Below are 13,991 nucleotides of genomic sequence, written 5' to 3' on the forward strand. Positions count from 1 at the left end.
ATGGAAAAAACCACACCCCATTATGGGTGCATGGCTTAGGTCGGAAGCAATGCTTTCCGGTCATGGGATGACGGAATCGACATGGCTTCACGGTACTTGGCGACGGTGCGCCGCGCTACATTAATGCCTTGCTGATTTAGCAAAGCAGTCAATTGATTGTCACTCAACGGCGAACCTTGATTTTCCTCGTTGATTAATTTTTTAAGCATGGCGCGAATCGCGGTGGAGGAACAGCTAGACCCGGTATCGGTGTCGACTTGGCTGGAAAAGAAGTATTTGAATTCAAAGATACCGCGTGGGGTATACAGGTATTTGTTGGTGGTGACGCGGGAGATGGTGGATTCGTGCATTTCTAGCTCTTCTGCAATGTCCCGGAGAATGAGTGGCTTCATCGCCTGTTCTCCATATTGCATGAAAGCGCTTTGCCGTTCAACTATTGCTTTCGCCACTCCCAGCAAAGTGGAGTTGCGGCTTTCCACACTGCGGATGAGCCAGCGGGCTTGTTGCAAGTTAGACTTAAAGTAGGTGGAGTCACGTTCATTTTTCACTTGACCCAGCATGTCTGCATAATACTGATTAACTTGCAGATTCGGTGTGACTTGCGCATTGAGTGAAACCACCCAGTCTCCTTTGATCTTACGGACATACGCATCCGGCACGATGTAATCAGCCGCCGTTGCGGAATAAGCACTACCCGGTCGCGGTTGTAAGCTGCGTAGTAATAAGAGGATTTCCTCTAATTCACCCTGTTCTATTTTCAAGCGCTTACTGATTTCTTTATAGTCGCGTCGTTCCATCAAGTCCAGGTGTTTTTCAACCAAATGACGCGCTTTGAACAGCAGGCGGCTTTCGGGTAAGTGCGCGAGTTGAATCAGCAGGCATTCGCGTAAGTTGCGTGCGCCTACGCCTAAGGGGTCGAGCTGTTGGATGAATTTGAGTACGACTTCAATATCATCGAGGTCGATGAGCAGATCTTGATCGAATGATTCCAGAATATCTTCCAGCGGATCGCACAAATAGCCCGCATCGTCCAGCGAGCTAATAATCACCGTGGCAATTTGTTTGTCGATGCTGGTGAGATTGCTCATGCGGATTTGCCACAAGAGATGTTCCTGCAAGCCACTGTCGGCGGTATCACCCTGATTTTCTAGGAAACCGCTGTTGTCGCCAGCGCCATCACTGTTGCTGCTGCGGGTGTCGTAGACATCTTCCCATTCGGCATCCATGTGCAACTCATCGGGAATGTCTTGGTCGAATGGGGAGGCGTCATCGGGTGCATCGACGGTAGTCGTGTTATCCGGTTTATTGTCACTGCTGCTGTCGGCCGTGGGGGCAAGTTCGATCTCAGGTTCAGGGCGCGAGTCGTCGGTATCCTCAGCCAATTGCAGCAAGGGGTTTTCTTCCAGCGCTTGCTGGATTTCGTTCTGTAACTCCAATGATGACAACTGCAATAAGCGGATGGCCTGCTGCAATTGCGGCGTCATTGAAAGTGTCTGACCAAGTTTGAGATCGAATCCCTGTCTGAGCATTGTTCTTGTTGTTCCTTGTGCCGATAAGCCATGAATCCTAAGGTTCTACGCTTTCATACTACCCTAATCGTTTGTCGGTGCAAAGATGCGATAGTCAGGGTGAATGCCGCCTGACTAGCCCGAACTTACAGCTTGAAGTTTTCACCGAGGTAAACGCGCCGCGCTTGTTCGTCTTGCAAGATGGCAGCGGGCGAACCTTCCACCAAAATTTTACCTTCACTGAGAATGTAAGCACGGTGGCAAATGCCCAGCGTTTCGCGCACATTGTGGTCAGTGATCAGCACCCCAATGTCACGGGTAACGAGGTGGCGGATAATGGTTTGAATGTCTAACACCGAAATCGGGTCAACCCCGGCAAACGGTTCATCCAATAAAATGAAAGACGGGTCACTCGCCAGTGCTCGTGCGATTTCTGCACGGCGACGTTCCCCACCAGACAGGCTAATCCCTTGGCTATCGCGTAAATGGGTGAGCTGAAATTCTTCCAACAGGCTATCCACTTTGTCTTGGCGTTGGCGGCGATCGAGGTCTTTGCGCAATTCCAAGACCGCCATAATGTTTTGTGCCACTGTCAGTTTGCGGAAAATGCTGGCTTCCTGCGCCAGATAGCCGATGCCTTCGCGAGCGCGTTCGTGCATGGCTTGAGCGGTAATGTCTTTGTCGTTGAGCAAGACTTGCCCCGCATCCACGCCGACCAAACCGACGATCATGTAGAAGCAAGTGGTTTTGCCCGCGCCATTCGGCCCCAATAAACCGACGACTTCGGCATTATTGACGTGCAAATCCACGCCTTTGAGGATTTGACGTTTTTTGTAACTTTTTTGCAGGTTACGCGCTGCTAGGGTATTCATTCGGCAGTTTTATTGGTGGGGTAAAACACAGCGGAGACGCGCCCGGTTTTGCCTTTGCCACCGGCTTTGAGTTGGCCTGTATCGGTCAAATACTCAATATGGTTGCTGGTGAAACGGTCTTGGTCTTGAAGCAACTCCGCGTCACCGTTGAGGATCAGGCGTTTTTCTTTCACCAAATACTGCATTTCACGCGCTTTGCCGCTGGCGAGTTTGCCATTGTCCATTTTTTGCTTGAGGCTAACCGGTGTGCCGGTGGCAATGATGCTGATAATTTCATTATTGGGCGCGTTGATTTCAATGTGGGCAGCGCGAATTTCTAAACTGCCTTGAATGATGGAAACATTGCCATCGTAGCTGGCAGTACCGGCGAGTTTGTCGAAGACCGCTGAATCGGCTTCAATTTGTACCGGCGCTGCTACGTCCGTTTTGAGGGCGTAAGCGCTGGACGTCATGCCTGCCAGCAGCAAGCACAGCAGCCATTTATTTAACTTGGTAGGTTGAGCGCACATTGGAATCAAATCTCAGTAAATTATCATCGAGTTTAGCGGTAAGCCCGGTGGATTGCATCGTGCCGTTGGGCGCATTAATGAACACGTCGGCATCGGTGGTGATTTCCCGTGTGACTTGATCGTACAACAAGTGGTCTGTATGCAACTTGAACCCTTGGCTGGTATTCACTTCCGGCGCAATAATGCGGCTTTGGCGTTTGCCTTGCCAATGCGACAAATGCCGCCCCGCCATTTCGTAGCTGACTGTACCATCGGCTGCCACCGCCATAATCGAAAAATCCGACAGGTAATAGTCAATCTGATCTTTTTGCGGGGTCAGGCGGCTGAAGTCGGTTTTGCCCAAATAATTCTCCAACTGGGTAATCAGCAGGATCAACAGCAATACCGCGCTCAGCGTCAGCAAGTGTTTCATGTCAAATAGCTGGCGAGTTTGCTATGCAATTTGCCGTGGGCATGTAATAGCATTTCGCACACTTCGCGCCCAGCGCCACGCCCGCCATGCGTTTGTGTGACCCAATGCGCGTGCTGCTTGACGTAATAATGTGCATCACCCACCGCGATAGCCAAGCCAACTTGCGCCATGACCGGCAAATCGACCACATCATCGCCGACATACGCAATGTTTTCCGGTTTCAGCCCGGTTTTTTCCAGCAAATCCGTGAAAGCGGGGCGCTTGTCGCGGTAGCCTTGCCAGATACGGTTGCGCGGAATTTTCAGATTATCGGCACGGTGTAACACCAGTTCGGACTGCCGACCGGTAATCAGTGCCATTTCCAGCCCGCTTTCCAGCAACATGCGGATGCCGTGCCCGTCTTTGGAATGAAAGGCTTTGTATTCTTGCCCGTCATCGCCGTAAAACAAACTGCCGTCGGTCAATACCCCGTCAATATCGAAAATCACCAGTTGGGTGTTGCGAGCGCGTGCCAGCACGTCGGCGGATAAATTGTCAAAAGTGGCTATCATCAAGCAATTCCTGCGCGTAAAAGATCATGCATGTGGATGATACCGATAACCGCCTCATCCTGCACGACTGGTAGCACGGTGATCGCGTGTTCCTGCATCAAATTGAGTGCTTCGACCGCGAGGCTGTGTGCATCAATGCTGCGAAACGGCGTGGTCATCAGCGCGGAAATCGGTTGTTCGTGCAAACGTTGCCCTTTTTCAAACGAGCGCCGCAAATCGCCGTCGGTGAAAATGCCCAATAATTCACCTGTATCCGTGGTGATGGCGGTCATGCCGAGTTTTTTGCGGGTCATTTCCAGAATCGCTTGTTGCAAACTGGCATCCGGTCGAACTTGGGGAATGTTTGCGCCGGTATGCATAATGTCATGCACATGCACCAGCAGGCGTTTGCCCAAACGTCCGCCGGGGTGGGAGCGAGCGAAATCATTCGCCGTAAAGCCGCGTGCTTCCAACAAGGCTACCGCGAGCGCATCGCCCATGACCAAGGTGGCGGTGGTACTGGAGGTGGGTGCAAGCCCTAAGGGGCAGGCTTCTTTGTCGACCCCGATATTGATGTGGAAATCGGCGGCTTCTGCCATCGGCGAATGTGGGTTGCCGGTCATGGCGATAATGCGCACGTCAAGGCGGCGAATGACCGGCAGAATCGCGAGAATTTCAGCACTCGTACCGGAATTGGAGAGCGCAATGATTACATCACCGTTGACGATCATGCCAAGGTCGCCGTGGCTGGCTTCGCCGGGGTGCAGGAAAAACGCGGGCGTGCCGGTGCTGGCAAGCGTGGCGGCAATTTTGTTGCCGATGTGACCGGATTTGCCCATACCGGTGACGATGACGCGCCCTTGGCAGGCGAGGATGGCTTCGCAGGCGTGTAGAAATTCATCGTCTAAGCGTGAGGGCAGGGCGGTGAGGGCGGCAATTTCGGTGTCGATAACGGCTTTCGCGAGGGCGAGTAGGTCTTTGGCGTGGTGTGACATGGTGATTCAAGCCTCATTGTTGAAGATTCAGGAGGCGGCAGGCACAAAAAAACCCGCTACTGGCGGGTTAGATGTTCTCACTTATGTTTGGTTCAAAATAAGTGGTGCCGAGAGCGAGACTCGAACTCGCACAATGTTACCATCGGCGGATTTTGAATCCGCTGCGTCTACCAATTCCGCCATCCCGGCTAAGATGTGAAGGCGGTGATTATACATAAGCTTTTCGATTTGTCGAAACATTTTTTACAAAATGTTAGACTCTGCACCCATGAAATTAAGTGACTTCCATTATGACCTCCCTCCAGCGCTGATTGCCTCCGAACCGTTAACGGAACGGACAGCCAGTCGGCTACTGATTTTGAACAGCGCCAGCGGTGAATGCCGTGACGGTCAGTTTACCGATGTGCTCGATTTGATCCAGCCCGAAGACTTGCTGGTGTTCAACAATACCCGCGTGATTCCTGCCCGTTTGCATGGCGAAAAGGCCACGGGCGGCAAAGTTGAGGTGCTGGTGGAACGTATTACCGGCGAACACACCGCGCTTGCCCATATTCGTGCCAGCAAAGCACCCAAGCCCGGCACACGCTTGCGTTTGGAGCAGGCGATTGATGCGCAAGTCACCGGGCGGCAAGACGATTTGTTTGAGGTGCAGTTTTTGCATACGGATTCGGCACTGAACTTGCTGGAGCAATACGGGCATATTCCCCTGCCACCTTACATCGAACGGGCGGATACGCCAGCCGATCGGGAGCGTTACCAAACGGTCTTTGCGCAACAACCGGGGGCGGTAGCTGCACCAACGGCTGGTTTGCATTTTGATCAGCCGCTACTGGCAGCGTTGCGGCAAAAAGGGGTGCAAACCGCTGCGGTTACGTTGCACGTGGGGGCGGGTACATTCCAGCCAGTGCGGGTGCAGGATTTGTCACAGCATGTGATGCACGCTGAATATGCTGACGTTTCCCAAGCGGTGTGTGACGCGGTGGCGGCTTGCCGTGAACGCGGCGGGCGGGTGGTGGCAGTCGGCACAACGTCGGTGCGCAGCCTCGAAAGTGCTGCCCGCGATGGCACGTTAAAACCGTTTCAGGGGGATACGCGCCTATTCATTACGCCCGGTTATTCCTTCCGCGTGGTGGATGTGATGATCACGAATTTCCACCTGCCCGAATCTACCCTGCTGATGTTGGTATCGGCGTTTGCTGGGTATGAAAACATCAAGCAAGCCTACCAACATGCCGTTCGTCAGGAATATCGCTTCTTTAGTTACGGTGATGCAATGCTTATAACCTATAAGCAGAATAAATAGATATTTCGTCCGTCAAGGTTGTGACTTGTTTGCAACTGTAAGATCATAATCATGTAACGTAAATCTATGTTTATCAAAGATTAATCAAGCCTATGGCTGGGTTGTTTTTGATCGAGCTGGCAGTTTGTTTTATCCCCAACATCTGCTGTGCTATTCAACTTGCGAGATGATGCGCCCGTTGTCAGTCGGGAATGCGTCGGAGATTGATTATGAACAAAAAGAGTGTTTTCAAAAAAATGTCCTTGCCGTTGCTGGGTGGCTTGATGCTGTTAGCCGTGCCGCTGTTGAGTGTGGCGGCATTGCCGATGCCTGCCGATAATTCCCTGATTTACCGTGTCCATAGCTTGGATGCGGGTAATGTATTGAAAATGTACAAAGAGCCGGGTAAAGAGGTCATCGTCAACCTGCCCCATAATGCTACGTGGATTGCGCGGCGTAATGCGCAAATGACCATCGGCGACAAGGTGTGGGAAAAGGTGAGCTGGGATGACCAAACCGGCTGGGTATTATCCGATGCGCTAGAGGAAGATCCCAAAGCGACCGAAGCGGCGAATGCCCGCCGCCAGTGCTTGGTTGACCCTGCCATACAAGATAAAGATTGTTGCGGCTATCCTGAGTCGGCAAAAGGTGGATTATTCAAATCCATTCCGGTTTACGCGGTGAAGGATCTGTCGGCGGGTGAAAGCCTGATGATGTATGTGGATCACGGTGATGATGCGATTGCGGTGGAGATTCCCCACAACGGTACCAATATCGTCAAGCTAGGTCAGCGTGCAGAAGCCGGTGCATTCGCCATGGAGCGGGTACGTTGGGCAGGGCAAAATGGCTGGATAGATGCTGCTAAAATGTCCTTCGATGAAGCCAAAACCCAATCCGGTGATGCTAAACGCCAGAAATGCGGCGGTGTTTCCGGCGGTGTAGATTTCAAAGAATCTGAAGTGGTTTGCTTGCCAGCCCCCGTGATTCGTCGCTTGCAAGAATCCGGCGCATTGGATGCCGAAACCGTCAAAAAGCTCCTAGAACAAGCCGACACAAAATAACCCATTGCGAGATGTAGGGGCGTATTGCATACGCCCCTGTTCATCAAAACGAATGTTTCGCGCACGCTTCCAGTGTATTTTTCATCAGCATGGCAACCGTCATTGGCCCCACGCCACCCGGCACAGGCGTAATCCACGCAGCACGTTCAGCCGCTGCTGCAAATTCCACATCGCCTGCCAGTTTGCCGCTTTCCAGCCGGTTGATACCGACATCAATCACGGTTGCGCCCGGTTTGATCCAATCGCCTTTGACCAGTCCCGGTTTGCCTGCGGCTGCCACCACGATGTCGGCTTGGCGCACCAAGTCGGGAGTCATGCTGCCGCTGAAACGGTGGGTGACAGTGACGGTTGCACCCGCCAGCAACAATTCCAGCGCCATTGGGCGACCGACGATATTGGATGCGCCGACGATGACGGCATGACGACCTTTGTAAACTTCACCTGTGCTATCCAGTAAGCGCATGACACCATAAGGTGTGCAGGGGCGCAGACTGGGAATGCGTAACGTCAATCTGCCGACATTGGTAGGGTGAAAACCATCCACGTCTTTGCTGGGGTTGATTTGCTCAATGATCAGTGAGGCATCCAGATGCGCAGGCAGTGGCAGTTGCACCAGAATGCCGTCAATCAAGGGGTCGTGGTTAAGCTCGTTAATTAACTCGACCAATTCGTGCTGGGTAGTTTGCGGGGGCAGGTCATACGAGCGCGACAGTATGCCGACTTCATCGCAGGCTTTGCGTTTGTGGCTGACGTAGACTTGCGAGGCAGGGTCGGAACCGATCAGGATGACGGCAAGACCGGGGCGGCGTTTGCCGTGTTGCAGGCGGGTATCCACACCTTGTTTGACTTCGGTGCGGACTTCGGCGGCAATCTTTTTGCCATCAATGATTTGAGCTGTCATGGTATGTCCGGGGCAGGGGAAAAAGTGCGTATTGTCGCACTGGACTTATTCCCCGTACAACTGCCGTTTCAACCCGCTGCGGTTCAAAATAGTCGTGGCAATTTCCTCAATCGAAGTTGCCGTTGTCTCAATGAAGGGGATTTTTTCGCGACGATACAAACTTTCCTGCCATTGCAGTTCTTGCTGGCATTGGCTCAGCGACGCATAACGGCTATTCGGTTTGCGCTCTTGGCGAATACGCTGCAATTGCTGTGCGGTAATCGTCAAACCGAACAATTTATTGCGGAAGGGGTGCAGGATTTTGGGTAAGCCCGGCGCATCCATGTCTTCTTCCGTCAGCGGATAGTTCGCCGCGTAAATGCCGTACTGCATCGCCAGATACAAACACGTCGGGGTTTTGCCCGAACGCGATACCCCGATCAGAATAATCTCGGCTTCAGCAAAGTTTTTGGCACTGATGCCATCGTCATTGGCTTGCGCAAAATTAATCGCGGAAATCCGTTTGGAATACGACGCATCGTTGTGCAAGCCGTGCGAACGCCCGATCGCATGGGAAGAGGGTTGCCCCAGTTCTTTTTCCATCGAGCCGATAAAGTTGTCAAAAAAGTCGTAAATGGCGCAATCGGCGGTTTCGATATGCTGACGCACATCAGGGTTGATCAGGGTGCTAAACACCAGTGGGCGGCAACCATCCAGTTGCGCCATCAGGTTGATTTGTTCAGCAGCTTCCCGTGCTTTTGCCTCGGAGTCGAGAAACGGGATGCTAACTTTGCGCCATTGGATGCCGTCGAACTGGGTCAGCAAGCTGTGACCCAGCGTTTCGACGGTAATCCCCGTGCGGTCAGATAGGTAAAATACTGTCCGCCGACTGCTCATTATTTACCATCCAGACTGGCAAGGTGCAACCACGTATCCACCACGGTATCCGGGTTCAACGACAAGCTGCTGATACCTTGCTCGTGCAACCACACCGCGAAATCGGGGTAATCCGAAGGCCCTTGCCCGCAAATGCCGATGTATTTACCGTGCTTGTGGCAAGCATCAATCGCCATTTTCAACAGCTTTTTCACCGCAGGGTTGCGCTCATCAAACAGGTGCGCAATCAAGCCGGAATCGCGGTCAAGCCCCAGCGTCAACTGCGTCATGTCGTTCGAGCCGATGGAGAAGCCGTCGAAGTATTCGAGGAATTCTTCTGCCAATATCGCGTTGGAGGGAATTTCGCACATCATGATCAGGCGCAAACCGTTTTCGCCACGCTGAATGCCTTGGGTTGCCAGCAATTCGGTGACTTGCTGCGCTTCTTCCAAGGTGCGGCAGAACGGAATCATGATCTCAACGTTGGTTAAGCCCATTTCATTGCGGACTTTGCGCAGCGCACGGCATTCCAGCTCGAAGCAATCGCGGAAATTGGCAGACAAATAGCGCGAAACGCCACGGTAGCCGATCATCGGGTTTTCTTCGTGCGGCTCGTAACGGTCGCCTGCCATCAGGTTGGCGTATTCGTTCGACTTGAAGTCGGACATGCGCACGATGACCTTGTTGGGGGCGTAGGCAGCGGCGAGGGTGGCGATGCCTTCGACCAGTTTTTCCACGTAGAAGTTGACCGGGCTGGCGTATCCGGCAATCTTCGCGCCGATTTTGGCTTTCAGATCCGCAGGCAGGTTGTCGAATTCCAGCAAGGCTTTCGGGTGGATGCCGATGGTGTTGTTGATGATGAATTCCAAGCGTGCCAAGCCCACACCCGCATTCGGCAGGCGCGAGAAAGCGAAGGCGCGGGAAGGATTGCCCACGTTCATCATGATTTTGACGGACAAATCAGGCAGGTTGCCGGTGTCAGCGGTACGTATTTCAAACGGCAGCAAGCCGCTGTAGATGAAACCGGTGTCGCCTTCTGCACAGGAAACGGTGATTTCGTCGCCAGCATTGATGCGCTGGGTGGCATCGCCACAGCCTACGACGGCGGGGATGCCCATTTCACGCGCAATGATTGCCGCGTGGCAGGTACGTCCGCCGCGATTGGTGACGATGGCGGAAGCGCGTTTCATGATCGGTTCCCAGTCAGGGTCGGTCATGTCTGTTACCAGTACATCGCCTTCTTTCACTTCGTCCATCTGGCTAATGCTCATAATGATACGCGCAGGGCCTTGACCGATTTTTTGACCAATGGCGCGACCTTCAGCAACCACCGTGCCTTTTTCTTTGAGCTGATAGCGTTCGATGATAGTGGCGGAAGCGCGGCTTTCGACGGTTTCAGGGCGGGCTTGCACGATGTAGAGCTTGCCGTCGCCACCATCTAATGCCCATTCAATGTCCATCGGGCGCTGGTAGTGCTTTTCGATGATCATGGCTTGGCGAGCGAGGGATTCAACCTGTTCTTCGCTCAGGCAGAAACGTTCACGGCGTTCCGCATCGACTTCGCGGGTCAATGTCGCTTTATTGTGTGCGTCGCCAGCCGAGGCTGCGTACACCATTTCAATCGCTTTGCTACCCAAACGGCGTGACAAAATCGCAGGGCGACCGGCTTCAATATTGGGTTTGTAGACATAGAATTCGTCGGGGTTGACCGCGCCTTGTACCACGGTTTCGCCTAAACCATACGCGCCAGTCACGAATACTGCATCACGGAAACCGGATTCGGTGTCGAGGGTGAACAATACGCCGCTTGCGCCGATGTCGCTGCGTACCATTTTTTGTACGCCAGCGGACAAGAACACTTTGTCATGTTCAAAATGCTGGTGGACGCGGTAGGCAATCGCACGGTCATTATAGAGAGAGGCGAACACCTCCTTGATGGCGGCGATAACGTTATCTAGCCCGCGCACGTTGAGGAAGGTTTCTTGCTGACCGGCGAAGGATGCATCCGGTAAGTCTTCAGCCGTGGCGGAAGAACGCACTGCGAAAGAAGCAGTATCGCCTGAACCCGCTGCGAGTGTGTCGTAGGCTTCGCGCACGGTTTCCAGCAATTTTTCGGGTAATGGCGTGTCCATGACCCAACCACGGATGGTTTTACCGGCATTGGTGAGGGCGTGGATGTCGTCTACGTCGAGGGAGTTCAGGAGCGCGTTGATGCGGTCAGCGAGACCGTCAGCGCGGATAAAATCTTGGTAAGCGTGTGTGGTTGTGGCAAAACCGTTCGGGACGCTAACGCCCACATTTGCCAAGTTACTGATCATTTCCCCAAGGGAGGCGTTTTTGCCGCCGACGATGTTAACATCGTGCATCCCCAATTGATCAAACCAAAGAATGTAATCTGCCATTGCGCGATCTCCGTCAATCGAAGTTGGAAGTTTGGATCTTGATATTTTGGTTGGTGTAGGTTGAAAGGCTATTGTTTCATAGGGGGCGGGGGATAAAAAGAGCGGCGTTCTATAGCGAACGCCGCAAGCACCACAGTTAGCATAGATAAGCACTCGTAATGGGTGCTTAGCTGCCGCGTAAGATACCGAAAATAATGCATTGTAAAAAATCAATTGTTTCAATTATTACTATTGTATTGCACAATAATGACATAATGGAGGAGGGTAAATAACCGTGGCAATGCACTACTACAAGCAAACGCGCTACAAGCTATTGCGGACTTTTTGCGTGGTGGCGCAAAAGGAAAATATCACCCATGCAGCGGATCAGTTGCATATCAGTCAGCCGACGGTTTCGCTACAAATTCAAGCGCTTGAACGTGAAATGGGCGAAAAATTGCTGGAGCGGCGTGGGCCTAGTGTGCGTTTAACCCCAGAAGGCCGGATTCTCTACCAATTGGTACAGCCGATTGCCGCCGGGATTGATTCCCTCAAAGAAACCTTTGCCGCCAGTCTCGGTAAAATGGAGCAGGGCGAGTTGAATATTGCGGTGGGACAGTCTACCGCGTTGTATGTTTTGCCGAAATATTTGGAGCGCTTTTGCGCCGCTTACCCCGGTATTCGTATCAACTTGCACAATGTCGAAGGGCAAAGCGGCATGAAAAAGCTGCTCGAAGATCAAGTGGATTTAGCCGTTGGCCCGTTATTGCAAATTCCTGAAACGATTGTTTACAAACCGTTTGCCGCGTTCGGTTCGATTCTGATTACCCCGGAACACCATCCTTTGGCTGAGTTAAAGCGTAAAGTGACGCTGGATGATATTAGCCCCTATGGTTTGATTTTGCCGCCGCGCAATATGAGTACTTGGCGGATGGTGGATACGGTATTTCGCCAACATGAAGTGCCGTATTCAGTAGCAATGGAAGCGGGCGGCTGGGAAATCGTCAAACGCTACGTGGAAATGGGCTTGGGCATTTCAATCGTGACCGAAGTTTGCCTGACGGGTCACGAGAAAATCGTAGCGGTTCCGCTCAATGACTATTTTCCGTCGCGCAGTTATGGCTTGATTGTGCGGCGGGGTAAGTTTTTCACCCCGCAGGCAAAGCGTTTCATCGAGATGTTCGACGAAAAATTCTTTATGGAAGGTGTGTGACCAGCGTCATTCGGCTCATCTGTTGATCTTCAACTAAACGTTGATAGGTTTTCTGGTACTGGTCGGTAATCGTTTGAATATTGTAACCCTGTTGAATGCGTTGCATGGCGCGTGAACCCACTTCCTGCCGCCATGCATCCCCCGCATTCATCCATTCCAGCCACGCAAACGCCAGTGCTGAGGGGGTGGTGTCCTGTACTGGCAAGCATTGTCCGGTGTTGCCGATGATTCTGGCGAGATCACTGACGTCGGTGGTGACGCAAGGGATGCCACAGGCCATTGCTTCCGCAACACTTTCGGGGAAACCTTCGCCATAGCTGGAGGTTAGGGTGTACAAATCCAATGCATTCATGAGGTGTGGAATATCTTTGCGTCCACCGAGTAAGTGCAGATTCTGTTTGGTGGGCATTTTATTCAGTAAATACTGCAATTTAGGGTTGTTTTCCGTTACCCCGCGCCCTGCCAAGATAAAGTGGACATTGGGTTGGTGTGGCAACAATAAGCGAGCTGCTTCCAGAAACAAGGCATGATTTTTTACCGGATGGTAATGCGCAAACAAACCAATCACGAAAGCATCCGCCGGAATACCCAAGCTGTGGCGCATGGCGTTGCGTTGGTAGTGATTGGGGGCAAACAGTTGTGTATCAAAGCCGTTAGGAATCACCAGACTGCGCTGATCATCGTAGCCAAGCGCGGTGTGTTGATCAGCGCTCAGGTAAGTGTTGTAAATAATATGTTCAGGAGTGCTGGAACGTTTGGCGGCAAGTTCGATGACCCAGCGGGTGGTGCGTGCTTCTTTATTGAGTGCGGGCAGGGCGTGGTGAATGTTCCACAGCACGGCATGGTGGTTGCCTAGGGATAAGTTTGCCAGTGATGCCGCGAGATTGCCGTGGTACATCCAGCCTTGAATAATGTCCGGTTGCAAATTGCGTAACAGTTGTGTCAGTTTGAAAATTTGCCAACCAGCGGTGATATTGTGGTGCATATCCAGTGAATAAACATCAATGCCGTGTGCGCGGATGCGGTTACTGAGTTCGGCTTCGCCATCGAGTGAAATCACTATCGGCTCAAAGCGATGGCGGTCAGTATGCGCCATGAGTTTGTATAACATCATCGCCGCACCGTCGGTATTGTCAGTGTTTAAGCGGGTGATAATGTGGATGACCCGAATTTTTTGCGTGTTGTGTGTCATTAGGCAACTTCTCTCTCATGTGTATGAGTCGGATGGTGTGATAGATAGCGCTTGATGGAAAGTACCGGAAGGATAGAGGCGGGTGTTTGCCAGATAATTGCAGCAAAAAAAGGCTCTCCCGAAGGAGAGCCTAAGTGCTTTAGGGTATGTAGAGCGTTGAAGATCGCCGATTCAGAGGAGGTAACGAAACATCGACATCAGCAACCTTCGAGAATCATTACACCCGTTTTCTATGTGGTTTACAATCTGTCCAATTTCAATTTCTTGATACAGGTCAATT

The 13,991-nt window shown here is 52.2% G+C and carries 13 protein-coding genes and 1 tRNA gene; 3 read left to right on the plus strand and 11 right to left on the minus strand.

The window, feature by feature from the left end:
- Nucleotides 1–35: 35 nt before the first annotated feature.
- The 7 genes from HMY34_RS15290 to HMY34_RS15320 all read right to left on the minus strand — a co-directional run bounded on the left by HMY34_RS15290 (nucleotide 36) and on the right by HMY34_RS15320 (nucleotide 5,015).
- Nucleotides 36–1,529 (minus strand): RNA polymerase factor sigma-54, encoded by a 1,494-nt coding sequence (locus tag HMY34_RS15290; protein WP_202716308.1) that lies wholly within the window; start codon nucleotides 1,527–1,529, stop codon nucleotides 36–38.
- A 125-nt stretch (nucleotides 1,530–1,654) separates the two neighbouring features.
- Nucleotides 1,655–2,380 (minus strand): LPS export ABC transporter ATP-binding protein, encoded by a 726-nt coding sequence (gene lptB / locus HMY34_RS15295; protein WP_202716309.1) that lies wholly within the window; start codon nucleotides 2,378–2,380, stop codon nucleotides 1,655–1,657.
- Nucleotides 2,377–2,889 (minus strand): lipopolysaccharide transport periplasmic protein LptA, encoded by a 513-nt coding sequence (gene lptA, locus HMY34_RS15300; RefSeq protein ID WP_202716310.1) that lies wholly within the window; start codon nucleotides 2,887–2,889, stop codon nucleotides 2,377–2,379. Before lptA ends, lptB begins: the two co-directional genes overlap by 4 nt.
- The gene (gene lptC, locus HMY34_RS15305; protein ID WP_202716311.1) at nucleotides 2,861–3,301 is read right to left on the minus strand and encodes an LPS export ABC transporter periplasmic protein LptC; all 441 of its coding nucleotides are present in this window, start codon (nucleotides 3,299–3,301) and stop codon (nucleotides 2,861–2,863) included. The genes lptA and lptC overlap by 29 nt, the downstream gene beginning before the upstream one ends.
- Nucleotides 3,298–3,852 (minus strand): 3-deoxy-manno-octulosonate-8-phosphatase KdsC, encoded by a 555-nt coding sequence (gene kdsC, locus HMY34_RS15310; RefSeq protein WP_202716312.1) that lies wholly within the window; start codon nucleotides 3,850–3,852, stop codon nucleotides 3,298–3,300. The genes lptC and kdsC overlap by 4 nt, the downstream gene beginning before the upstream one ends.
- Nucleotides 3,852–4,826 carry a KpsF/GutQ family sugar-phosphate isomerase gene (locus tag HMY34_RS15315; protein ID WP_202716313.1) on the minus strand — a complete coding sequence of 325 codons (975 nt, stop codon included), beginning with the start codon at nucleotides 4,824–4,826 and terminating at the stop codon, nucleotides 3,852–3,854. The genes kdsC and HMY34_RS15315 overlap by 1 nt, the downstream gene beginning before the upstream one ends.
- 102 nt (nucleotides 4,827–4,928) lie before the next feature.
- A tRNA-Leu gene (locus tag HMY34_RS15320) sits at nucleotides 4,929–5,015 on the minus strand.
- 79 nt (nucleotides 5,016–5,094) lie between these two features.
- Here HMY34_RS15320 and queA point away from each other — a divergent pair.
- Both queA and HMY34_RS15330 read left to right on the plus strand, forming a co-directional pair.
- Entirely contained in the window at nucleotides 5,095–6,129 is a 1,035-nt protein-coding gene (queA, locus tag HMY34_RS15325) for a tRNA preQ1(34) S-adenosylmethionine ribosyltransferase-isomerase QueA (RefSeq protein ID WP_202716314.1), read from the plus strand.
- A gap of 209 nt (nucleotides 6,130–6,338) precedes the next feature.
- Nucleotides 6,339–7,169, plus strand: coding sequence for a hypothetical protein (locus HMY34_RS15330; RefSeq protein ID WP_202716315.1), 831 nt, complete (start codon nucleotides 6,339–6,341; stop codon nucleotides 7,167–7,169).
- A gap of 43 nt (nucleotides 7,170–7,212) precedes the next feature.
- Here the strand turns inward: HMY34_RS15330 and folD are convergent, their stop codons facing one another.
- From folD to ppsA, 3 genes are read right to left on the minus strand one after another with little or no spacing between them, the layout of a single operon-like run.
- The gene (folD, locus tag HMY34_RS15335) at nucleotides 7,213–8,070 is read right to left on the minus strand and encodes a bifunctional methylenetetrahydrofolate dehydrogenase/methenyltetrahydrofolate cyclohydrolase FolD (protein WP_202716316.1); all 858 of its coding nucleotides are present in this window, start codon (nucleotides 8,068–8,070) and stop codon (nucleotides 7,213–7,215) included.
- A 45-nt stretch (nucleotides 8,071–8,115) separates the two neighbouring features.
- The gene (gene ppsR / locus HMY34_RS15340) at nucleotides 8,116–8,946 is read right to left on the minus strand and encodes a posphoenolpyruvate synthetase regulatory kinase/phosphorylase PpsR (protein ID WP_202716317.1); all 831 of its coding nucleotides are present in this window, start codon (nucleotides 8,944–8,946) and stop codon (nucleotides 8,116–8,118) included.
- Nucleotides 8,946–11,327, minus strand: coding sequence for a phosphoenolpyruvate synthase (gene ppsA, locus HMY34_RS15345; RefSeq protein WP_202716318.1), 2,382 nt, complete (start codon nucleotides 11,325–11,327; stop codon nucleotides 8,946–8,948). The genes ppsR and ppsA overlap by 1 nt, the downstream gene beginning before the upstream one ends.
- A gap of 280 nt (nucleotides 11,328–11,607) precedes the next feature.
- Between ppsA and HMY34_RS15350 the strand changes: the two genes are divergently transcribed.
- Nucleotides 11,608–12,519 carry a LysR family transcriptional regulator gene (locus HMY34_RS15350; protein WP_228288058.1) on the plus strand — a complete coding sequence of 304 codons (912 nt, stop codon included), beginning with the start codon at nucleotides 11,608–11,610 and terminating at the stop codon, nucleotides 12,517–12,519.
- On the opposite strand, the gene HMY34_RS15355 is transcribed toward HMY34_RS15350, so the two are convergent.
- Nucleotides 12,503–13,711: a glycosyltransferase gene (locus HMY34_RS15355; protein ID WP_202716320.1), complete on the minus strand. Its 1,209-nt coding sequence runs from the start codon at nucleotides 13,709–13,711 to the stop codon at nucleotides 12,503–12,505. The two genes, HMY34_RS15350 and HMY34_RS15355, sit on opposite strands and share 17 nt — an antisense overlap.
- Between the last annotated feature and the right edge of the window lie 280 nt (nucleotides 13,712–13,991).

The sequence above is a fragment of the Thiothrix subterranea genome, assembly GCF_016772315.1.
Taxonomy (GTDB): Bacteria; Pseudomonadota; Gammaproteobacteria; order Thiotrichales; family Thiotrichaceae; genus Thiothrix; species Thiothrix subterranea.

Coding starts and splice junctions, on each gene's coding strand:
- lptA (WP_202716310.1), bottom strand. CDS start 2,889: ATGTGCGCTCAACCTACCAAGTTAAATAAATGGCTGCTGTGCTTGCTG.
- HMY34_RS15315 (WP_202716313.1), bottom strand. CDS start 4,826: ATGTCACACCACGCCAAAGACCTACTCGCCCTCGCGAAAGCCGTTATC.
- ppsR (WP_202716317.1), bottom strand. CDS start 8,946: ATGAGCAGTCGGCGGACAGTATTTTACCTATCTGACCGCACGGGGATT.
- lptB (WP_202716309.1), bottom strand. CDS start 2,380: ATGAATACCCTAGCAGCGCGTAACCTGCAAAAAAGTTACAAAAAACGT.
- HMY34_RS15290 (WP_202716308.1), bottom strand. CDS start 1,529: ATGCTCAGACAGGGATTCGATCTCAAACTTGGTCAGACACTTTCAATG.
- lptC (WP_202716311.1), bottom strand. CDS start 3,301: ATGAAACACTTGCTGACGCTGAGCGCGGTATTGCTGTTGATCCTGCTG.
- HMY34_RS15355 (WP_202716320.1), bottom strand. CDS start 13,711: ATGACACACAACACGCAAAAAATTCGGGTCATCCACATTATCACCCGC.
- ppsA (WP_202716318.1), bottom strand. CDS start 11,327: ATGGCAGATTACATTCTTTGGTTTGATCAATTGGGGATGCACGATGTT.
- folD (WP_202716316.1), bottom strand. CDS start 8,070: ATGACAGCTCAAATCATTGATGGCAAAAAGATTGCCGCCGAAGTCCGC.
- queA (WP_202716314.1), top strand. CDS start 5,095: ATGAAATTAAGTGACTTCCATTATGACCTCCCTCCAGCGCTGATTGCC.
- HMY34_RS15330 (WP_202716315.1), top strand. CDS start 6,339: ATGAACAAAAAGAGTGTTTTCAAAAAAATGTCCTTGCCGTTGCTGGGT.
- HMY34_RS15350 (WP_228288058.1), top strand. CDS start 11,608: ATGCACTACTACAAGCAAACGCGCTACAAGCTATTGCGGACTTTTTGC.
- kdsC (WP_202716312.1), bottom strand. CDS start 3,852: ATGATAGCCACTTTTGACAATTTATCCGCCGACGTGCTGGCACGCGCT.